Below are 21,759 nucleotides of genomic sequence, written 5' to 3' on the forward strand. Positions count from 1 at the left end.
TGTAATACTACTAAAAAATTTCTGTTATACAAAGAAAACTTGCTTGTTAGCTCATATATTATATGGGTTGAAAGGTTAATGTAAAATCTGTTTCAAATTTTATTTAAAGAAGATCATTTTTGTCGCAGATAAAAGGGATTAGTTCGATTAGTATGTCATACCTGATGCTGACGTGTAGAAATCAGGCTTTTAAAGGTAAGAACTTAAAGGGAAAAGGGGAAGGGAAAGCTGTACTAAAATAAAAAATTGGAAAAATAATCTTCAAATGTCTTTTTTGTTCTATTATAATGAATTGAAAGAATAGTAAAAAAGAATTAGATATATACTAGTTCAATTGTTCGCATCTGGTTCAATCATAAAGGGGGAAGTTATGTTGAAAGGGGTAAGAAAATTTATACCTGGCAAGAAGGAAAGAAAAGAATCGTCCAAGTCAAAAAAGTTTAAAATAGGCAAGTATTTAAATAAAATGGCTAGCACGAAGTGGTGGAAGAACCTGAAGCTTGGCCAGAAATATGGGGTTGCGCTTTTTGTGACCATTGGACTATTCACGGTTTCCACCGTTCTTACTTTCTTCTTGCTGACAATTGCCAATTCAAAACTGGAGATTGTTAAGGAGTCTGGGGAAAAGGCCATTAAGATTACTGAATCAGCGGCCACTTTTCATCATAAAGGGAGTACGATTGGAAACTTTATCATTGACTCCAACCCCAAACATTTAAAAACATTTGATGAGCTGACGGAGGATTTTAATAAATTGAAAGAGGAAATTTCTCCAGAACTGAGCGATTCAAAATTAAAAGACCTTTTTAGACAAATCGATGAAAATGATCAAAAAATCACCAGTTTATTTCATGATGTCATTGAACCTGAAGTGAAACTGCAGCATGCAAGAGAATATAGGCTGGGGAAACTGCAGGCAGATAATATTATTACTGAAACGGTTGATAAATTAAATACCCTTAGCAGCATGATGAAAGAGGATCAGCAAAAGGCTGTGTCTTCTGCTAAATCTGGTCTTATCCTTACTTTAATAGTACTTGGTATTTCAATCATTATCTCTGCTATCCTGGGAATCACAACCATCCTTTTTATCGGAGGTATAATTTCTAAAAAACTAAATGCCATTGTCCAATTCTCAAATGAGATTTCAGGAGGAAACCTCAATGCGGATTCAGTGGAATATGAGGGTGATGATGAAGTAGCACAGCTTAGCAGAGCCATGAATTCCATGAAAATAAAACTGCAGACCATGATTCAGGAAATTAATGCGGTTTCAGGGTATGTGACAGAAAGAAGCGGAGAACTGAATATTACTGCAAATGAAGTAAAGGCAGCCAGCCAGCAGGTGGCTTCAACCATGCAGGAACTGTCCGGAGGAGCTGAGGATCAGGCGGGTTCTGCAACGCGTTTATCTTTAATGATGGACGAGTATCTGGAAAAAGTGAAAGAAGCTTCATACAGCGGCAATGAAATAAAGAGTGCTTCCACAGAGGTGCTATCGCTTACTGAAAATGGAAACAAGCTAATGAAAGAATCCCAGGAACAAATGAGATTAATTAACCAAATAATGAAGTCTTCTGTTGACAAGGTAAATGGACTTGATGATCAGACAAAACAAATTTCCAGATTAGTTAAGGTTATAAAGGAAATTGCAGACCAGACCAACCTTCTGGCATTAAATGCAGCAATTGAAGCAGCCAGGGCCGGTGAGCATGGAAGAGGTTTTGCAGTAGTGGCAGATGAGGTTAGGAAACTGGCTGAGCAGGTATCATTCTCGGTTTCAGATATCACTAAGATTGTCGGTGGTATTCAAAAGGAGTCAAACGGTGTGGCCACATCACTTCAAACAGGCTATGTTCAAGTTGAAAAGGGAACCGAGCAAATTCAATTGACAGGACAAACATTTCAGAAAATTTATGAGGCAGTTAACTCAATGTCCACAAATGTCAGTGACATTTCCCGCAGCCTCGAGCAGGTATCCATTAATTCTGCCCATATGAACCAGTCCATTGGCAGTATTGCCGCAGTATCTGAGGAATCTGCTGCAGGAATCGAACAAACGAGTGCCTCAATGGCTCAGACTAACCATTCAATGGAGGAGATCTCGGATAACGCACAGTCCTTGTCGGAATTGGCAGAACAATTAAATGAGATGATTGCAAAATTCAAATTGTAATATCCAGGCATACTCTTGACAGGGTATGCCTTTTCTTCTCTCCCAAACCCTTTGATATGAAAAATTAATAGGATAGTTTTCTCGGAGATTTAAAGGTTTTAGTCAGATTTTGTAGAAATATTTAATTAATTGCATACCCCAATAGGAGGAAATAGAGTGGTCATTATGAATCAGGAAATCAGGAGACTCTATGCCAGGATTGAGACTTTGGAAAAGGAAAATAATATTTTGGCCAATGATAATTCACCTAAATATAATATATTCTCACGCTCAAATGATGGAATTTTAATTTTTGATTGCCTGGAGAGAATTGTTGATGTTAATCCATCATTTGCTGAAAGCCTAAAGATGGATAAACAGCACCTGATCGGCAGGAGCCTGTCTGACTTCGTGCCAAAAAATTGGCATTTCAAGATTGAAAAGCAAAGGGAAATATTAAAGAAGAAGGAAAGTGTCCGGGGTATTCTTCCAATATATAACGGCAGAACGATAATAGAGTTTGATTTTACTACCAGCATCCTTAATGAAGGCGGCCTTTATATGTGTATATTAAGAGATGTAACGAGTAAGCGGCTCCTCGAACGGAAAGTGAAAAAGAATGAAGAGCTGTATGCTGACCTATTTACCGAAGCCCTGGATGGAATCATTTTTTGGCGTGGGAATGGTGAAATAATTGATGCGAATGAAGCTGCTTGCCGAATATTTGAATGTACCCATGATGAGCTTCTCAATAAAAAGATAAAAGATTTTGTATATGAAAAATCGGAAAGATACAAAAGCATTGTTAAAGAGATGTTCGTTAAGGGCAGCATACGGGATGAACTTGTTTTTCTTATGCCAAATGGCCAGTTCAAATCTTTGGAGTTTACAGTGAAATTGAACTCCGTTGAAGGCTACCATATGACAATCTTCAGAAATGTCAGTGAGCGTCACGCTATGGAAAAAAGCTTAAGGGAAAGCGAACAAAAATTCCGCATGATATTTGAAGGAGCACTTGAAGGGATTCTGCTCTGGAACAATCAGTTTGAAATAGTCGATATTAATCAATCAGGTCAGAGAATGCTTCAAATGACAAAAAAGGAGCTTATCGGTGTTTCGCTGCACAGTATTTTAAATGACTGCAATATAACCGAAGATGAATTAAAGGAGCAGATAAAAAACATTCACTCTGCGGGGCAATCAGACGGTAACCTATCCTTTACTCTGAAATCAGGCAGAAAGAAGTTCTTTGAGTTTTCCAACAAGCTGAATATTTTTTCTAATATCAGTATGACAACATTTAAAGACGTAACTGAGAAGCTGGAAATGGAAGAACAGCTTCGTAAATCAGACACTTTGAATGTGATTGGAGAATTGGCAGCAGGAATTGCCCACGAGATCAGAAACCCAATGACAGCACTTAAAGGCTTTATACAGCTGCTGGAGGACAGTGTGAAGGAAGATCATACTATGTATTTCAATGTGATTACCACTGAGCTTAGCAGGATTGATTCAATTATTAATGAATTTCTCATACTTGCTAAGCCTCAAGCTGTCAAATTTGTGGAAAAAGACATATCTCAAATCATGAAGGAAACAGTCGATCTCCTTAGTGCTCAGGCTGTGCTCCATAATGTTCAATTCAGGACTTATTATGAAAAGAATTTGCCCAATGTTTTCTGTGAATCCAATCAAATGAAAAAGGTCTTTATCAATATTATAAAAAATGCCATTGAAGTTATGCCTAAAGGAGGATATATTACTGTATCCATTCGGAAAGATCTAGATAATAAAGTTCACATATTTATAAGGGACGAAGGGACAGGAATACCTGCGCATAAAATAAAAAAGCTTGGTGAACCTTTCTATACTACAAAGGAAAGAGGCACTGGACTTGGTTTAATGGTTACATATAAAATTATTGAAGAACACAAGGGAACAATTGAAGTGGAAAGCAAATTGGGGGAAGGAACTGTATTCCACATCTATTTACCCTATGTTTTAAAGGCGGGAATGAAATGACAGGCAGAGTTTTTTCTAAAAAAAACACACCGGCAGGAGACATTTACATTGTCAGTGAAAATGGAATCCTTTCGGCTTTATACTTGGGGGAAGAAGATTTTCTCGAAGGGGAAGATGTTTTATCGTTGCAATTGGATCCCTCCGACTCTTTAATAAAAATGTGCACAAATCAGCTTGAGGAGTACTTTGATGGGCAAAGGAAAGAGTTCGATATCCCTATAGAACCTCATGGCACTGAATTTCAAAAAGCCGTCTGGAAAGAGCTTTGCTTAATCCCATTTGGCGAGACAAGAAGTTATCAGGACATTGCTTTCAAAATAGGGAAAGAAAAAGCAGTACGTGCCATTGGTCAGGCAAACAAGGCCAATCGCCTTCCGATCATTATTCCATGCCATCGGGTGATTGGGAAAAATAAATCGTTAACCGGGTATGCAGGAACCCGGACTGAAATTAAGGAAGTGCTGCTAGCCCTCGAGGGGGCTAATTATATAAAATAGCCTGTGTAAACCAATCACCTCTTAGGTGATTTTTTTATAGGGATATTCGATATATGGTTGACTGAACGAGTATAATTCGATTATCATCTAATTAGATGATAATCGAAATGAGGGCACTGCAATTATGCAACTAAATCGTTTAGTAGCTTTTTATAAGACAATGGGAGACCCAACCAGAATCAGGATTGTTTTTCTCCTTGCCAAAGGGCCTTTGCATGGACAGGCGATAGCAGGGAAACTCGGCTTAACCCCGCCAACCATTACTCATCATTTAAATAAACTGAGGGAAATAAACCTCGTTTATCAAAGAAGAGATAAAAATACTGTTTACTTTTATTTAAATGAATCCGTATTGAAACATCAATCAGGTGTTCTTGCAAAATTGGCAGATAAAGAGGAGATTAAGAAAATGGAAGAACAAAACTTAGAAAGCCAGAAGGTTATTGAAAATTTCTTTACCAGAGATGGAAAGCTGAAGAATATTCCTGCACAAAGGAAGAAGAAACTCATGGTTTTTGAGCATCTAATCAAAGGGTTGAAAATGGGAAAAAAATATGAAGAAAAAGAGCTTAACGAATATATTAAACAGTATCATGAAGACTATGCGACGATACGCAGAGAATTTATTATAAATCATTATATGTACAGGGAAAATGGCATTTATGAATTAAATCCTCAGGAAATGTGGGCAAAAATAGAAGGGTAAAGCAGGGCAGGGCCCCAGTCAGGGCCCCTGCATGCCATTAAGAGTAAAAATCCGGTTTGCGGTCAGTAAAAATAGGAATCATGCTGCGGACTTCTTTCACTTTATCCAGGTCTATTTCAGCATATAGGATTTCTTCCGTTTCAGAACCTTCTGCAAGCACTTCGCCCCAGGGATCTATAATCATTGAATGGCCTGCAAAGACATTGTCAGGATCAGAGCCAGAGCGGTTGCATGCAATTACGTAGCATTGGTTTTCAATGGCACGTGCAATCAAAAGTGCCCGCCAATGTGCCAGCCGGGCCAGTGGCCATTCAGCTACTACAAATAAAGCTTCAGTACCTTCTGCTGTATGGGTCCGCACCCACTCAGGAAAACGGATATCATAACAAATCATCCCTGCAAACTTCCTATTTTCCAGAGAAAATACTCCCTTGGATTTCCCTCCTTTCAGATAGAGATGTTCATTCATTAGCTTGAATAAGTGCAGCTTGCTGTATTCATGTATAAGGTCACCTTTGTTATCTACAATCAGCAGAGTGTTGTAAATGCCTTCGGGTGTTTTCTTTGCAACAGATCCGCCAATCAGATGAACCCGATTGCTCTGTGCGGCCTCTTTCAAAAAAACTAGCGATGATCCGGCATCCTGGTCTGCAATTTCACCCATTCTGGTCAAATCATAGCCAGTAGTCCAAAGTTCCGGCAGCACAATAACATCCGGATTATCCCTAATCGCCTTTTTAATCATAATTTCGGCTGCTTTAAAATTTTCCTCAGGTTTTCCAAATGCAATATCCATTTGCAAACAGGCAATCTTTAATTTCATAAAACTCCCCCGCAATCATTATATCCTTATGGTAATATTAGTCCGATAGATGGAAATTTTCAAAATTTTACTTTACATCTTACCATTTACGTTATATCATTTGTGACTATATTTTCAATCTTTTTTTAAGCAGGTGAACAATTTGGTAAATTATCCGCAATCAGATCTTTTGAAAAGTCTGCCTAAACAGTTCTTTGCATCTTTGACAGCTAAAGTGGGGGAAAAGCTCGAACAAGGGCATGATGTCATCAATCTTGGACAAGGAAACCCTGATATGCCTACACCAGAGCATATTGTCAAGAGTCTTCAAAGTGCAGCCGATAATCCGCAAAATCATAAATATTCCCCTTTCCAGGGCTTCCCTTACTTTAAGAAGGCAGCTGCAGACTTTTATAAAAGGGAATTTGATGTTGAATTGAATCCCGAAACCGAAATAGCCATCCTTTTTGGTGGTAAAGCCGGCCTGGTTGAAATCCCTCAATGCCTTTTAAATCCTGGGGACAGCATATTGGTTCCGGACCCGGGATATCCTGATTATTGGTCAGGTGTGGCACTTGCCAAAGCAAAGATGGTGACAATGCCTCTAAGAGAGGAAAATAACTTCTTGCCAGTATACAATGAATTGTCAGCAGACCAGCTAAATGCAGCAAAACTGATGTTCCTTAATTATCCAAATAATCCGACTGGAGCAGTGGCAAACAAGGATTTTTTTCAAGAAACAGTTGATTTGAGCCGAAGCCATGGCATTTGCATTATCCATGATTTTGCATATGGAGGAATTGGTTTTGACGGCATAAAACCTGAAAGTTTTCTTCAGGCAGAAGGGGCAAAAGAGGTCGGAATTGAAATATATACACTTTCAAAGACCTTTAATATGGCAGGCTGGAGAGTTGGATTTGCAGCTGGAAATGAAAGTGTCATCACAGCACTGAACCTTATGCAGGATCATCTATATGTCAGCTTGTTTGGTGCTGTTCAGGAAGCTGCAGCAGCTGCTCTGTCAGGACCACAGGATTGTGTTAAGGAATTGAATTCCATCTACGAATCCAGACGGAATTCATTCATCTCTGGCCTTAGGGAAATTGGATGGGATGTACAAGCTCCTAAAGGCTCCTTTTTTGCATGGCTTAAGGTCCCTGAACAATTTACATCGGAAGAGTTTGCTGACTATCTCTTAGATAAAGCGCATATTGCGGTTGCACCTGGCATTGGATTTGGTGATTTTGGAGAAGGGTATGTGAGAGCCGGTTTACTGACATCTGAGGATAGACTTAAAGAAGCGGTGGCACGAATACAAAAATTAAATTTATTTTAAATTTATTTCAAAATTCAATTGACAAAAATATTAAGCACTGTCATAATTTTAATTAAATTTTAATTCTAAATTAACTGAATACTTGTTTCGTTTTCTTATCAAGAGCAGGCGGAGGGACTAGCCCTATGAAGCCCGGCAACCGACTTATACCTGAGCACGGTGCTAAATCTTGCAGCTTATAGCTGATAGATAAGAAGATGTTAGATGGCTATGCTAACCTCTTCTTATTTGAAGAGGTTTTTTATCGTTCTCATTCTTTGATTTTTGAAAGGAAGGATATACATGAGTGAAATTATTGCAACGTATCTGGTTCATGATGAAAAACATAACCCGGAGAAAAAGGCTGAGGAGATCGCTTTAGGCTTAACGGTCGGGTCATGGACCCATTTGCCCGAACTTGAAAAACAGCAGCTGGAAAAGCATAAAGGCAGGGTCGTTTCTGTTGAAGACCATACTAAAGATGAAGAAAGAAAGGAAACAGCTGCAGTCATTAAGATTGCCTATCCTACTGTAAATTTCAGTCCTGATTTACCGGCAATATTGACAACAGTCTTTGGAAAACTATCATTGGATGGAAAGATTAAATTGTTAGATTTACAGTTTTCCAAGGAACTTAAAAGCTTTTTCCCTGGGCCTCGATTTGGGATTGACGGACTGAGGGAAAAACTGAATGTATATGATAGACCCCTTTTGATGAGTATCTTCAAAGGGGTGCTTGGCAAAGACATGGATTTTTTAACTTCGCAGCTGAGGGAACAGGCCCTTGGTGGAATCGACCTTGTAAAAGATGATGAAATTCTATTTGAAAACCGCCTTACACCTTTTGAAGACCGGATAACAGAAGGCAAAGAAGTGCTAAGGCAGGTTTATGAGGAAACAGGCCACCGTACCCTATATGCTGTGAATTTAACAGGGAGGTCTTTTGATTTAAAAGATAAGGCAAGGAAAGCATCCAGCCTTGGTGCAGACCTTCTTCTGTTCAATGTATTTTCTTATGGGCTCGATGTTTTGCAGTCACTAAGAGAAGATAATGAGATTGGGCTGCCTATCATGGCACATCCTGCGGTTAGTGGAGCTCTTTCTGCTTCAAGTGTTTATGGGATTTCCTATCCTTTGCTTTTAGGCAAACTCCTCAGGTATGCAGGGACCGACTTGTCTCTATTCCCATCACCTTATGGATCGGTTGCCCTTGAAAAAACTCAGGCATTGTCAATTGGGGATGCCCTGACTAAGAATGATTTCTGCAAAAGAACCTTTCCGGTTCCATCGGCCGGCATCCACCCGGGTCTTGTGCCTTTGCTTTTCGAAGACTTCGGAATAGACAGTGTAATTAATGCCGGAGGTGGCGTACATGGGCATCCGGATGGGGCAAGAGGAGGAGGTTTGGCATTCCGCCAGGCAATTGATTTAATTTTAAAGGGGGCTTCTTTGACAGATGCTCCATCAAACTTCCCTGAATTAAAAAAAGCGATTGATTTGTGGGGATATAAAGAGGTGGCTGTAAAGAATGGCTAAAGTGGCGGTTTTTTGTGATTTTGATGGAACTATTACCGAAAATGATAACATCATTCATATCATGAAGCACTTTGCTCCTTCCCATTGGGAAGGGATTAAAAATCAAGTTTTGGGACAGGAAATATCCATTCAAGAAGGAGTAGGAAAGATGTTTTCCCTTCTCCCAAGCAGTCTGAAAGATGATATCACCGATTTCATCTTAGAAAATGCGAGAGTAAGAGAGGGATTTCAGCCATTTATCGATTTTCTGGCAAAAGAAAAAATACCGCTTTATATAGTCAGCGGAGGAATAGACTTTTTTGTGGCACCTGTACTGAATGAGTATGGACCCTTTGAAGAGGTATTCTGCAATAGTTCTGATTTTAGCGGTGATACAATAAAAATCTTATGGCCTCATAGCTGCGATGAAAAATGCAATAATAATTGCGGCTGCTGCAAGCCTTCTATTATGAGGAAACTAGAGGATGAGGACACCTTTAAAGTGGTGATCGGAGATTCAGTAACTGATCTGGAGGCTGCCAAACAGGCAGACTTTGTCATTGCCAGAGACCTGCTCCTGGAGAAAAGCAAAGAGATGAACCTAAATCATTGTGCCTTTGAAACATTCTATGATTGCATTGAGCTTTTAAAAAGTTTAAATGAGGTGAGGGTATGAGCAGAGTTGAGGAAAAATGGAATGAGCTTGCAGATATTAAGGAAGAGCTTGCAGAAAGGGACTGGTTTATGGGAACAAGCGGAAATCTGGCCATTAAGGTCAGTGCACATCCCCTTCAATTCCTCGTAACAGCAAGCGGAAAGGATAAAAGGAAACGCACGGATGAAGACTTTCTCCTTGTTGATGAATTGGGACACCCGGCAGGGGAAACACATCTAAAGCCATCTGCTGAAACACTTCTGCATTCTGAGATATATCGAAGAACGAAAGCTGAATGCAGTCTTCATGTACATACAATTGACAATAATGTCATTTCAGAAATTTATGGTGATCAAGAGGCGGTTACATTTAAAGGGCAAGAGCTGATTAAAGCATTCGATAAATGGGAGGAAGATGCTGTTCTCGAGATTCCAATTATTCCGAATCATGCGCATATTCCAACGCTGGCAAAGTGTTTTTCTTCTCATATACATGAAGATGCAGGTGCCGTTTTGATAAGAAATCATGGAATTACGGTATGGGGCAAAACCTCTTTTGAGGCTAAAAAGATCCTTGAGGCTTCAGAATTTCTATTCCGTTATCAGCTAAAGCTCCTGGAATATAAGCCCAATCAGCTATTTAAAGTAGTTTAATATATAAGTGCTGTTATTAAACCATTCGAGAAAAAAATTTTAATAGAAAGGAATGATTGGTTTGGCATATATCGTAATGAAAAATTCAAAAAAAGAAATTAGGAATCAGGAAGAGGTTGCTGCTTTTCTGGAAAAGCAGGAGGTTATCTATGAGCACTGGGCAATAGATAAACTGCCTGAAAATCTGCAGGAAAAATATTTACTTTCCGATAATGAAAAACAAGAAATTCTGGATGCATTTGCTGAAGAAATTAAGGATATTTCAGATAGAAGAGGATATAAGGCACAGGATGTAATTTCCCTTTCAGAGAATACGCCGAATTTGGAAGAGCTTCTTCAGAATTTCCAGCAGGAACATCATCATACAGATGATGAGGTGAGATTTATTGTCAGCGGTCATGGAGTTTTTATTATACAAGGAAAAGATGGAGAATTCTTTGAAGTATTCCTGAATCCTGGAGATTTAATATCCGTACCCGAAAATATCCGTCATTATTTTACTCTTCAGGAGGATCGAAAAGTAGTAGCCATCCGGATTTTTGTTACCGCAGAAGGATGGGTGCCAATTTATGAAAAAAAGGAAGTCCATCAATAATTCAATGACCCATTGCCCCCGGCATTGGGTTTTTATTTTCCTGATATAAAGATTGGATGTTTTTTTTATATGTTATAGTCTTTCAAATTTTTTATCAAATCCCGTTAAGGCCGCACGATTAAATTTAGCAAAATGTGTCGAACCTCCATGAGGGCGAATTGAAATTGATGTCGATAAAAATAAATTCGGAAAAAGATTGTCTAATATTGCGAATCTATTTACATTTATAGAAATTCTTGTAATAATGCTTCAAGTAGACACATTTATATCGGATAAAGGGATAGGAGTAGGAGGAAGAAAGTTGCGCTATAAAAGAATACAGCTGCTGACTGAAATTCAGCAAAAAAGGGAAACAATGATAGAAACGGCCAAAAAAAATGGAATGGCGAGCCAGGAAACGGTGCGCTGCAGCCAGGAACTTGATCAATTAATTTTTGAATATCAATGCGTCGTTAAAAGAGAGAAGGAACAAAAGAAGAGAATGAGGATTTCCTTCCGGGAAATGATTCTCTCATGGAAGAAAGCAGTTGTATAATTTTAAAATTCCGAGTATATAGATTGAACATATAATAGGAAGAAAAAAAGGATCCGTTGAGGATTCTTTTTTTTAGTGGGCACCAGTTTGGGGTTTTGAATGCACAATTCTTATTAATTCTTCATTGCAGTACTATGCATGTATCGAGAATCATATCGTAATACAAAGCTTTTTATCTATCTCTTAAAGCGAACAATACCCATAGAAGCTTTAAGTTAAGAGGGGGGAAAGAAAAAAATGCACATAGTAGTGTGTGTCAAGCAAGTGCCTGATACAAAAATTATTAAAATCAATCCCAAAACCAATACCCTTGACCGGCGCAGTGCTCCTGCGATTTTAAATCCTTATGATGCCCATGCAGTGCAGGAAGCAGTGAAATTGACAAAGACCATAGGAAAAGGCACCATTTCGGTTTTATCCATGGGACCTCCACAGGCTGTTGCTGTTATTAAGAAAAGCATCGAAATTGGAGCAGACCGCGGATTTTTAATCTCGGACCGAGCATTTGCAGGCGCAGATACACTTGCAACAAGCTATGCTCTGTCTAAAGCATTGGAACGTATTTCAAAAGATATGCCTGTGGATTTAATCATATGCGGAAAACATGCCATTGATGGAGATACCGGCCAGGTGGGACCAGGAATAGCAAGAAGGCTGGATATTCCGCCTGTTACAAATGTTATTGAGGTAACCGAACTTAATGAAGTTGAAAAAACGATACAGATCAAAAGGAAAATTACGAACGGATATGAATTAATACAAGCTCAAGTCCCTTGCCTGCTGACCGTTGAAAAAGAGATTAATAGCATAGAATACTCCCCTATGCCCAACATGATAAAAGCTGCCAGGTATGAGCCGGTTATCTGGTCTGTAAATGATCTTGAGGAAGTGGATCGTACACAACTCGGGTTGAAAGGGTCTCCTACGATAGTGGGAAAAATGTTTACCCCTCCAAAGCCGGAAGGCGGAAAGAGGCTTGAAGGAAATGCGGAAGAACAGGTTAAACAGCTGATGGAGCTGCTTAATGATAAGAAAGAGCTATTTGTTAGCCGATAACTGGAATAATTAGGGGGGATTTACATGATGGATGAGTACCGGGGAGTGTGGGTATTCATAGAACAAAATGATGGGAAAATCGAAGGGGTTTCCCTTGAATTGCTCGGTGCAGGCAGAAAGCTGGCAGATAAGCTGGATGTGCCACTTTCCGGTGTTCTGCTTGGATATGAGATAAAGTCTTTAAGCCAGGAAGTAATCGCTTATGGAGCTGATCAGGTATATGTCATTGACCATGAAGTGATGAAAGATTACCGGACGGAGTCTTATATGAAGGCAGTTATCGATCTTGCAGAAAAATATAAACCTGAAATATTTCTCTATGGGGCCACTTCCAATGGTAAAGATTTGGCCAGTGCTGTTGCTACAGATCTTAGCACTGGATTGACTGCTGATACAACCATGCTGGATGTCGAAGTGGATAAGAGGCTGCTTGAAGCTAGCCGCCCGGCGTTTGGTGGAAATATAATGGCAACCATCCTTTGTAAAAAGCATCGGCCGCAGATGGCTACTGTCCGTCCTAAGGTTATGAAAGCCCTGGAGCCAGATCCAGATAAACAGGGCGAGGTTATAGAAGAAGCGATTACCCTAAGTGAAGATGAAATGCGCACAAAGGTAATTAAAATTGTGAAAGATGTCACAAAAAAAGTGAATTTAGCAGATGCTCATGTTGTTGTTGCGGGCGGAAAAGGAATGGGAGATTTTCAAAATTTCCAGCTGATCCATGAGTTGGCCGATGCAATTGGAGCAACCGTAGGGGGTACAAGGGATGTAGTGGAGGCAGGATGGCTTCCGCATGAACAGCAGGTTGGGCAGACCGGGGAAACCATTACCCCAAAGATCTATTTTGCTATTGGGATTTCAGGGGCAATCCAGCATATCGTAGGCATGAAGAATTCAGAGTTCATAATTGCGATTAACAAGGATCCGGACGCACCTATATTTGATGTAGCAACTTACGGAATCGTGGGTGATGCACTTGAAATTGTGCCGAAGCTGATTAAAGAGTTAAAGGAAGCTAAGGAAAGAGGGGGTGAAATAAGTTATGTCTGAAAAGTTTGATGTTATTGTGGTGGGAGCAGGGCCTGCAGGAACTTCCTGTGCTTACACATGCGCCAAAAACGGTCTCAAAGTCCTGCAAATTGAAAGAGGAGAATATCCCGGCAGCAAAAATGTAATGGGCGGAGTTTTATACCGTAAGCAAATGGAGGAAATCATTCCAGAGTTTTGGAAAGAAGCACCGCTGGAGCGGCCGGTCGTAGAACAGCGGTTTTGGATGATGGATAAAGAATCGACAGTGAGTTTTGGCTATAAAGGTCTTGAGTGGGGGAAGGAACCATATAATAATTTTACAGTACTCCGGGCGCCATTTGACCAATGGTTTGCAAAAAAAGGGATTGAACAGGGCGTTCTATTAATAAATGAAACAGTAGTACTTGAGTGCTTGACTGAAAACGGAAAAGTGGTTGGTGTAAGAACTGACCGGCCGGATGGCGAGGTATTTGCAGATGTTGTGGTTTTGGCAGATGGTGTAAATTCACTGCTGGCAAAACAGTTGGGCTACCATAAAGAATTTCGTCCTGATGAAGTGGCACTGACGGTAATGGAAGTAATTAATCTCTCTAAAGACAAAATTAATGACCGCTTTAACCTGGAAGACAACCAGGGCTGTACGATTGAAATATTCGGGGACTCCACGAAAGGCAATCTGGGAACTGCCTTTATTTACACCAATAAAGATAGTATTAATATTGGTGTGGGAACCACACTGTCAAGTATGATTAAGGCGAAGCTTAAGCCTTATGACCTGCTGGATTATTTAAAAACACACCCTATGGTAAGACCCTTAATAGAAGGAGGAGAATCTGCCGAGTACCTGGCTCACTTGATTCCTGAAGGGGGCTACCATTCAGTGCCTAAAGTGGCCGGCGATGGTGTCCTTCTTGCAGGTGATGCTGCACAGCTGGTTAATGCCATACATCGTGAAGGCTCCAATATGGCAATGGCTTCCGGAACAATGGCTGCAGAAACCATCATTGACGCCAAAAAACGGGGTGATTTCAGCGAAACAAGCTTGAATCAGTACAGGGAAACACTGTATCAAAGCTTTATTATTAAAGACTTGGAAAAATATAAAGATGCAACTCACACGTTTGAACACTACCCTCAGTATTTTAAAGAATATGTTCCGATGCTTAACAGGGCAGCGAGCAAATTCTTTACAGTTGATGGAACTCCTAAGAAAGAAAAGCAAAAAGAAATTATGAAGAGCTTCACCAGTGAACGCGGGACCATTCGTATGATTCAAGACATGTACAGGGCATGGAAGGCGGTGAAATAATGTCAACGAAAACGATCGAAGAAAAGCAATATTTAGTTCGTTTTAAGGCAGACACAAAATCACATCTTACCGTATTGGATCATGATATCTGCATGACAAAATGCCCCGATAAAATATGCACTATTTTCTGCCCGGCTGAGGTGTACAAGTGGGAAGGATTGAGAATGCAGGTGGGTTATGAAGGATGCCATGAGTGCGGCAGCTGCAGAATTGGATGCCCATATCAGAATATTAAATGGGAATACCCAAAAGGCGGTCATGGAATAGTATTCAGGCTTGCATAAAGTTAACCCCTATTTCATACAAAAACCGGCCACATTTGGCCGGTTTGAAAAGGGGGGTAATGAAAAAGGTTTTATCTTTCGGTACATTTCTTATTATAGATAAGAAATATTAACAAACTGTTAACAACATATATCAAAACTATTAATCCTGCAGCAAACATGTCATTCTAATTTTATTATTAGTTACCGCGTTAAAGCTTTTAAGTAATAGTACTTTAGTATCTTAATTTTTTAGGCGGGATTTGTTAAACTAAATGTGGTCGGACTATTATAGTTGACCCCCTATAATCTGGAGAGCTTAGAGAAGTCTAGGCTCTTTTTTTAATATAAATTAAGAATTCACTTTTTTTTGGGGACTTTGATTAAAAGTAGAAATTACCTATATGTATGTTATTTCACATTCGAGGGTAAAAAAAGAGTAACGCATAGGGGAGTGGATTTGGAGGTTAGCTGATTTTCTCTTGTCTCTTTAAAAAATTGAACTGGGAGTCTTTTACATTGACTTCAAGTTCTTTAGCATGTTCAAAAGCCTTATGGATGCATTCGTACAGAGATGAAGAATAAAGCGCCTTATTCCATGAAAAACATCCTTCTGAATTGGATGGATATAGGGTGACTCTCCAGAGGTAATATTCTTTTTCCTGTTCTTTAAGCTGTCCTTCCAGAGCGATTAGCCAATGGGTTTGCCCGGCCGGAAGGAATGAATCAGTTTCATTTGCAGGAATAAGGCATTTTTGATAAAAATCGTAGTAGTTTGGCAGATGCATATTTAATCCCTCCTAACATTTTACAGGGTATTTAGCTGCGCCAAAGAGAGCTAATATCTTACCTTTATTATATGGCAAAAAAGAAGAAGATTGCACATAATTATTAAAATTTTTAGAAAATTTTAATAAAAATAAATCTATATACCTTATAAGAAGGAGGGAGGCCCCCCCTCTAACCTATTTATTCCATTCTGAAACAGTTTCATCCGGCGGGAGCAATAATGTCAGCAACCCCAATACGGGAAGAAAGCCGGTAAAAATGATCATATTTATCAGACCAACAGTGTCGGCTATATAGCCCAGTGCAATTGAGCCTATTGCCCCCATACCAAAAGCCAGCCCCACTGTAAGTCCCGCCATAGTACCGATTTTGCCGGGAACTAATTCCTGAGCGTATACTACCGTCACCGAGAAGCTTGACATCAGTATGAATCCGCTTGCCACCAGCATTAAAAATGCAATAGGAGATGGAACGAAAGGAATCATGGTGGATAACGGAACAGTCAGGATCATGGATAGAAAAATAATTTTTTTCTTTCCAAACCGATCTGCGAGCGGCCCGCCAAAAAATGTGCCCAATGCACCTGATACTAAAAATGCAAATAAGAAGAGCTGTGCCTGACTAATGGAGAAAGAGTATTTTTCTATCGCATAAAAGGCATAGAAATTTGTCATACCCGATATATACCATGAACGGGCAAATATCAAAAAGAGAACCAGGATTAGTGCACTCCATATTTTTTTTGATATCCTTTTATTATTATGGACACGAGCTTGTTTTTTTGCTCTGCCGGCAATCAATTCTTCCTGAAGGCGTCCAGTATACCAAAATGCTATATAAATCAGCAGCCCGACTGCTATAGCGGCAACTGCAGTAAACCAGGCAGCACCCATTTGACCTAGCGGAACAAGAATAAGGGCCGTAATGATAGGAGCTAGTGCCTGTCCTGTGTTTCCGCCGACCTGATAAATTGATTGAGCCAGACCTCTGCGCTGGCCGGCTGCCATATAAGCAACCCTGGATCCTTCCGGGTGGAATACAGCTGAACCAAGACCAATGAATAATACCGATATAATAATCCATTTATAATCCGGGGCAAAAGCCAATCCTAATATGCCAAATAAAGTTGAAGTCAGGCCGATTGGCAAGGCAAAGGGGAACGGCTTTTTATCAGTGGCCATTCCAACAACCGGCTGCATGATTGAAGACACGATATTAAGTGAAAAGGCAATCATACCCAGCTGTGAGTATGAAAGCCCCATAGATTTTTCTAAAATGGGAAACATGGCTGGAATGACAGATTGAATAGAGTCATTCAATAGGTGGCAGAGGCCAATAATGAATAAGATCCGATAGACCGTTTTCTGCTGCGGCTCATATCTTGGACTGACTGAAGCAGCGGTAGTACTCATGGTATATTCTCCTTTTTTCCTGAACATTTCGTAAAGCTAAATATAGTTTACCTTATTCAATAGACTTTCAAAATAGTTATTTTGGAAATCTATTAAATATTATATAATTTACATTATTCAGATTAAATAAGAGGGCAGGGAAGCCAATGGAAAAAGCAGTTGATGCTTTAATGACGGACGATATTCTTACTAATTTCTTTAGAATCTATTCTTTGAATATAGAAAATTATAAAAAGCTGGGTGACTTTGAAAACTATGTTTATGAGGTTCATAAAGATGGAAAAGCACATATTTTGAGGATTACCCACTCATCTCACCGCATGCTTGAGGAGCTTTTATCAGAAGCAGACTGGATGAGTTATCTGAATTCGAAGAATTTAAAGGTTCCAGAAGTTTTTTCATCACAGAATTGGAATTTGGTTGAGCGGTTAACAGCTGGGGACGGTTCTGCCTTTTACGCCAGCCTGTTTTCAAAAGCGGAGGGAAAACCAATAAGTGTTAGGGCACCGGAATTCAATAACGAGTTATTTCAAGCATGGGGAAGAACGGTGGGGAAAATGCATGCAGCCACTAAATCATATGTGCCATCAGATGGAATTGTACCGCGGATGCAATGGGATGAAGAAGAATTGCTTACAGTTGAGAAATATATACCTGCAGAAGATCAATTAGTCATTAAGCATACGGAAGATTTATTGAATCTGCTTCAAAACTTGCCAAAACATATAAACAATTATGGCCTTATTCATACTGATCTACATTCCGGAAACTTCTTTTACGATGGGAAAGAAATACAAGTATTTGATTTCGATGACTGCTGCTATCATTGGTTTGCATCAGATATAGCCATACCGCTGTATTACTCACTTTTATATAAGTTTAAAGAGGGGGATCCATCAGAAATGAAAATCTTCGGCAAGCAATTCCTGGACTCCTTTTTGGATGGCTATCGCCTGGAAAATGAAATTCCCGATGATTTGGGACGGCAGCTGCCCTTATTTCTGAGACTGAGAGATATCACACTTTATTCTGTCCTGCATAAAAAAATCGCGCCAAAAGATAGAAATTCGCAGCTATTATTTATGATGGAGACGATAAAGAAAAGAATTGAAAGAAACGACCCAATCTATTTGAGCTAAAAAAGAAGGTGCCTCGCAGCGAGCACCTTCTTTCTTTATGCTTCGTTTTTGGCAGGCAGAAAAATATCTACATGCGTTCCTTTTGTTTCTTTGCTTGTAATAAATATTTCACCGCCGAAAGAATGCAGAATGCGCCTGCAGACTACCAGGCCAAGGCCTGTGCCCGTTTCCTTTGAAGTGTAGAATGGGTGGAAAATCTTTTCAATCTCACCTTCAGAGATGCCTGAACCTGTGTCCGCAATTTTAAGCTGACACTTGGAATGCATTTTATTTAGCTTGATTGTCAGCTTTCCTCCGCCCTCCATCGATTCAAAAGCGTTTTTCGTTAAATTCAAAATAACCTGTTTCATCTGGTCTTTCGTACATTCGACCATGACAGGTTCATCTGAAATAGCAGATTCAAAAGTGACATTGTGTAAATTGGCTTCGGAGATTATCAACGGTTCCAATTCCTTTATGATATTTCTCAAATCAAGTGTTTCCATCTTTTGAGCTGCAGGTTTACCCAGAATTAAAAATTCACTTACAATTTCATTAATTCTGCTGATCTCATCATTTATAACTGAAAAGTAATACTGGTCATTTGTATTCGTATATTTTTCACTTAATAGCTGAATAAGGCCTTTTATTCCTGTTAAAGGGTTCCTGATTTCATGAGCTGTGCTGGCAGCCAGAGTACCCACCAGTTCCAGCTTTTGGAGCTCATTTTCCTTTTTTTCCTCTTCATTCTTCTTTTTAAGCCTTAAATACTTAATTAAGAGAAAGAGAATATGGGTTATAATCATTAATATAAGGATAGCCCTAAAAGCATCTTTGACTATTGCAAGCATATCTCTAGGCGGCAATTCTACTTTTACACTCCAGGGAAGCCTGTCAATTGGAATTGAGATGCTATTCTGGCTGGAGAACGATGAGTCACCATTCATGTTGATATCCATAATCGTTTCCTTTTCAGAATTAAGGACAGAAAGTCTTGCTTCTGGAGTAAGAAGTCTCATGATATTTTGTACGTAATCCACCCTCATATGTGCCACAATAATAGAGATTACATCTCCATTGTCATTGAATACGGGTTTTCCTATCCCAACGACTGTTTGCCCATTGGTTAGTGTTTCAGGGGAGTTAGAGATAACAATATCTTTCGTGCGCGAAACCTCTTTTAGATATTTCTTGTTAGATAAATCGGAGTTCGCTAAGAATTGATTGGACCCTGTAAGAACCTCTCCGCTGGGGTTTAGAAGGTAAATGCCGCCATATCGCGGATCCAGCTGATTGGCTTTTTGGAGCAGAGGTTCCAGTTTATCAGAGGGCGTGTCAGCACTTCCTGCAGTCAGTGATAACATATCAAGGGTGGTGACAGTTTCGGAAATAAACTGATCCCAGCTTCTTTGGTGTATGGAGCCAATCCATTTTGCTTCTTCCAGTCTTTCCTCATCATTTTGTTTAACAGAGTCCATAAAGAAAAAGATGCTGCCGGCCAAAGTGGGAATAATTACTGCGATTAAATATAGTAGTAAATTTCGTTTTCGACTTTTCATCAGGTTAACTCCAGCATAATTAGGTTAATTTGTATATATCTAACTGACATTATTAATATTATACCATTTTGTGTTAAAAGAGGTTTATTTCTATCAAAGGAATGATATTTTATATGTAAGGAGGGGTTTGATGAAATCAGAAGTTTTTCTTACGGTTTTAGCTACAAGTGATGTCCATGGACATGTTTATCCATATTATTATGGAACTGGGGAGCATGCTGGTCATGGGCTGGGCAAGCTTGCAGCATTAATAAAAAAAGAAAAGGAACAATCTGAGATCTCCATTCTTATTGATAACGGCGATCTGATCCAGGGAACTCCTCTAACTTATTATTATTCCAGATACTTAAATAACCAAAAAAATCCCATGATACAAATATTAAATGAACTTGAATACGATGCAGCTGTAATTGGAAACCATGAATTCAATTATGGAAAGAACACACTTGCAAGAGCTGTCAGTGAATCCAATTTCCCATGGCTGTCAGCCAATATATTATTTAATTCAACAAAGGAAACGTATTTCGGGCTCCCCTATAAAATAAAATCCTTTCCAAATGGCTTGAAAGCAGCGGTCATAGGTGTCACAACCCAGTATATTCCCAATTGGGAGAAAAGGCAGCATATTGAACATCTTGTTTTTGAATCTGCGGTGATCAGCTTAAAAAGGTGGGTTTCATATATTCAGGAGGAAGAGAAACCAGATGTGATTATTGTCTCTTATCATGGCGGCTTTGAAAAGGATATCAGAACTGGTGAAGAGACGGAAGAACAAACAGGAGAAAATGAAGCATACCGGATCTGTACAGAAGTTCCTGGAATCGATGTTCTGATTACCGGGCATCAGCACCGTTTTATTGAAGGAGAACAAGTAAATGGTGTGGCTGTTGTTCAGCCGGGATTTAATGGTCAAGCGCTTGCAAAGGTCACCGTTAAATTCAGAAAGAAACACAATGATTGGCTGATTGATGATAAACACTCTGCGTTAATCTTTCCCGAGGGAATACCGTCTGATAATGAGGTTCTGCAGCTGGTGGGGTATTATGAATCCAAAACCCAGAAATGGCTGGATACGGAGATCGGTGAAATTGAAGGTGATATGCTGATTGATGATATATTTGAGGCACGTACTGGGGAGCATCCGCTGATTGAATTCATTAATAAAGTGCAGATGGAAGCGTCAGGTGCTGATATTTCCTGCACTGCCTTATTTCATGAGGGGGCACCCGGATTTCAGTCTAAAGTAACCATGAGAGAAATTGTTTCTAACTATATTTATCCAAATTCATTATGTGTCCTCAGAGTTGCAGGAAAGGACATTAAAGATGCTTTGGAGCGGTCTGCAGCTTATTTTGAATTGAATAGTGACGGAAAAATTATAGTGAATCCTGCTTTTTCAAATCCAAAGCCACAGCATTATAATTACGATATGTGGGAAGGTATTGAGTATAAAATAGATGTTTCACGACAAATGGGCAGCCGGATCACAAAGGTTTTATATAAAGGGCATCCAATCGGGGAAGATGACGAGTATCATGTAGTAATGAACAATTACCGCGCTGCCGGCGGGGGAGGCTACGACATGTTCAAGGATAAGCCGGTGGTGAAAGAAATTTTAACCGATATGACCGAATTGATTGCAGACTATTTTTTAGAAAAGAAAAGGGTAATTCCAACTCTTAATCACAATTGGGAGGTTGTTTCGGGCAAATGATCGGGATGTGTTAAATTGACAGCTTTCTTCCTGTTTTCTATAATGATTGAGAATTGAATT

At 39.5% G+C, this 21,759-nt stretch carries 20 protein-coding genes and 1 riboswitch; of the genes, 16 read left to right on the forward strand and 4 right to left on the reverse strand.

Translation table 11 applies throughout. The features are described 5' to 3' along the window. Positions 1-370: 370 nt before the first annotated feature. The 4 genes from ACR42H_RS08400 (at position 371) to ACR42H_RS08415 (ending at position 5,380) form a co-directional block, all read left to right on the forward strand. A complete protein-coding gene (locus ACR42H_RS08400; protein WP_436375522.1) occupies positions 371-2,176 on the forward strand; it encodes a methyl-accepting chemotaxis protein in 1,806 nt (601 codons plus the stop codon). Between the two features lie 165 nt (positions 2,177-2,341). Continuing rightward, positions 2,342-4,177, forward strand: coding sequence for a PAS domain-containing sensor histidine kinase (locus tag ACR42H_RS08405; protein WP_243856154.1), 1,836 nt, complete (start codon positions 2,342-2,344; stop codon positions 4,175-4,177). Further along, positions 4,174-4,674: a methylated-DNA--[protein]-cysteine S-methyltransferase gene (locus tag ACR42H_RS08410; protein ID WP_436375524.1), complete on the forward strand. Its 501-nt coding sequence runs from the start codon at positions 4,174-4,176 to the stop codon at positions 4,672-4,674. The genes ACR42H_RS08405 and ACR42H_RS08410 overlap by 4 nt, the downstream gene beginning before the upstream one ends. Positions 4,675-4,798: 124 nt before the next feature. Further along, complete coding sequence (locus ACR42H_RS08415; protein WP_436375526.1) at positions 4,799-5,380, forward strand: metalloregulator ArsR/SmtB family transcription factor; 582 nt, start codon at positions 4,799-4,801, stop codon at positions 5,378-5,380. A 37-nt stretch (positions 5,381-5,417) separates the two neighbouring features. Here ACR42H_RS08415 and ACR42H_RS08420 read toward each other — a convergent pair whose 3' ends face one another. After that, the gene (locus ACR42H_RS08420; RefSeq protein WP_436375528.1) at positions 5,418-6,203 is read right to left on the reverse strand and encodes a carbon-nitrogen family hydrolase; all 786 of its coding nucleotides are present in this window, start codon (positions 6,201-6,203) and stop codon (positions 5,418-5,420) included. Positions 6,204-6,345: 142 nt separating this feature from the next. Between ACR42H_RS08420 and ACR42H_RS08425 the strand changes: the two genes are divergently transcribed. The 10 genes from ACR42H_RS08425 (at position 6,346) to ACR42H_RS08470 (ending at position 15,128) form a co-directional block, all read left to right on the forward strand. Continuing rightward, positions 6,346-7,518, forward strand: a complete 1,173-nt coding sequence (locus ACR42H_RS08425; RefSeq protein ID WP_436375530.1) for a pyridoxal phosphate-dependent aminotransferase — start codon at positions 6,346-6,348, stop codon at positions 7,516-7,518. A 92-nt stretch (positions 7,519-7,610) separates the two neighbouring features. Beyond that, positions 7,611-7,714: riboswitch (SAM riboswitch) on the forward strand. An 86-nt stretch (positions 7,715-7,800) separates the two neighbouring features. Beyond that, positions 7,801-9,033: a 2,3-diketo-5-methylthiopentyl-1-phosphate enolase gene (locus tag ACR42H_RS08430; RefSeq protein WP_436375533.1), complete on the forward strand. Its 1,233-nt coding sequence runs from the start codon at positions 7,801-7,803 to the stop codon at positions 9,031-9,033. Further along, the gene (locus ACR42H_RS08435) at positions 9,026-9,688 is read left to right on the forward strand and encodes a 2-hydroxy-3-keto-5-methylthiopentenyl-1-phosphate phosphatase (protein ID WP_113881732.1); all 663 of its coding nucleotides are present in this window, start codon (positions 9,026-9,028) and stop codon (positions 9,686-9,688) included. The genes ACR42H_RS08430 and ACR42H_RS08435 overlap by 8 nt, the downstream gene beginning before the upstream one ends. After that, the gene (locus ACR42H_RS08440; protein WP_113881733.1) at positions 9,685-10,320 is read left to right on the forward strand and encodes a methylthioribulose 1-phosphate dehydratase; all 636 of its coding nucleotides are present in this window, start codon (positions 9,685-9,687) and stop codon (positions 10,318-10,320) included. Before ACR42H_RS08435 ends, ACR42H_RS08440 begins: the two co-directional genes overlap by 4 nt. A gap of 76 nt (positions 10,321-10,396) precedes the next feature. After that, positions 10,397-10,915 carry a 1,2-dihydroxy-3-keto-5-methylthiopentene dioxygenase gene (locus tag ACR42H_RS08445; RefSeq protein WP_113882137.1) on the forward strand — a complete coding sequence of 173 codons (519 nt, stop codon included), beginning with the start codon at positions 10,397-10,399 and terminating at the stop codon, positions 10,913-10,915. 301 nt (positions 10,916-11,216) lie between these two features. Further along, on the forward strand, positions 11,217-11,450 hold the full coding sequence (locus ACR42H_RS08450) for an aspartyl-phosphate phosphatase Spo0E family protein (protein ID WP_113881734.1): 234 nt from the start codon (positions 11,217-11,219) through the stop codon (positions 11,448-11,450). 237 nt (positions 11,451-11,687) lie between these two features. Further along, positions 11,688-12,506: an electron transfer flavoprotein subunit beta/FixA family protein gene (locus tag ACR42H_RS08455; protein WP_113881735.1), complete on the forward strand. Its 819-nt coding sequence runs from the start codon at positions 11,688-11,690 to the stop codon at positions 12,504-12,506. Positions 12,507-12,530: 24 nt separating this feature from the next. Beyond that, positions 12,531-13,556, forward strand: a complete 1,026-nt coding sequence (locus ACR42H_RS08460; protein WP_436375539.1) for an electron transfer flavoprotein subunit alpha/FixB family protein — start codon at positions 12,531-12,533, stop codon at positions 13,554-13,556. Next, the gene (locus tag ACR42H_RS08465; RefSeq protein WP_113881737.1) at positions 13,549-14,844 is read left to right on the forward strand and encodes an FAD-dependent oxidoreductase; all 1,296 of its coding nucleotides are present in this window, start codon (positions 13,549-13,551) and stop codon (positions 14,842-14,844) included. The genes ACR42H_RS08460 and ACR42H_RS08465 overlap by 8 nt, the downstream gene beginning before the upstream one ends. Then, a complete protein-coding gene (locus ACR42H_RS08470) occupies positions 14,844-15,128 on the forward strand; it encodes a ferredoxin family protein (RefSeq protein WP_019381639.1) in 285 nt (94 codons plus the stop codon). The genes ACR42H_RS08465 and ACR42H_RS08470 overlap by 1 nt, the downstream gene beginning before the upstream one ends. A gap of 446 nt (positions 15,129-15,574) precedes the next feature. Here the strand turns inward: ACR42H_RS08470 and ACR42H_RS08475 are convergent, their stop codons facing one another. Next, the gene (locus ACR42H_RS08475; protein WP_113881738.1) at positions 15,575-15,895 is read right to left on the reverse strand and encodes a hypothetical protein; all 321 of its coding nucleotides are present in this window, start codon (positions 15,893-15,895) and stop codon (positions 15,575-15,577) included. Between the two features lie 177 nt (positions 15,896-16,072). Then, positions 16,073-17,308, reverse strand: a complete 1,236-nt coding sequence (locus ACR42H_RS08480) for an MFS transporter (protein WP_436375543.1) — start codon at positions 17,306-17,308, stop codon at positions 16,073-16,075. A 146-nt stretch (positions 17,309-17,454) separates the two neighbouring features. Between ACR42H_RS08480 and ACR42H_RS08485 the strand changes: the two genes are divergently transcribed. Then, positions 17,455-18,447, forward strand: coding sequence for a phosphotransferase enzyme family protein (locus tag ACR42H_RS08485; protein ID WP_436375545.1), 993 nt, complete (start codon positions 17,455-17,457; stop codon positions 18,445-18,447). 35 nt (positions 18,448-18,482) lie between these two features. Here the strand turns inward: ACR42H_RS08485 and ACR42H_RS08490 are convergent, their stop codons facing one another. Continuing rightward, on the reverse strand, positions 18,483-19,985 hold the full coding sequence (locus ACR42H_RS08490) for an ATP-binding protein (RefSeq protein ID WP_436375547.1): 1,503 nt from the start codon (positions 19,983-19,985) through the stop codon (positions 18,483-18,485). 130 nt (positions 19,986-20,115) lie between these two features. Here ACR42H_RS08490 and ACR42H_RS08495 point away from each other — a divergent pair, with 130 nt between their 5' ends. Beyond that, positions 20,116-21,699: a bifunctional metallophosphatase/5'-nucleotidase gene (locus ACR42H_RS08495; RefSeq protein WP_436375549.1), complete on the forward strand. Its 1,584-nt coding sequence runs from the start codon at positions 20,116-20,118 to the stop codon at positions 21,697-21,699. Positions 21,700-21,759 lie beyond the last annotated feature (60 nt).

Origin of the sequence: Cytobacillus sp. BC1816 (assembly GCF_051353635.1) — a bacterium.
In the GTDB taxonomy this organism is placed as follows: domain Bacteria; phylum Bacillota; class Bacilli; order Bacillales; family Cytobacillaceae; genus Cytobacillus; species Cytobacillus oceanisediminis_C.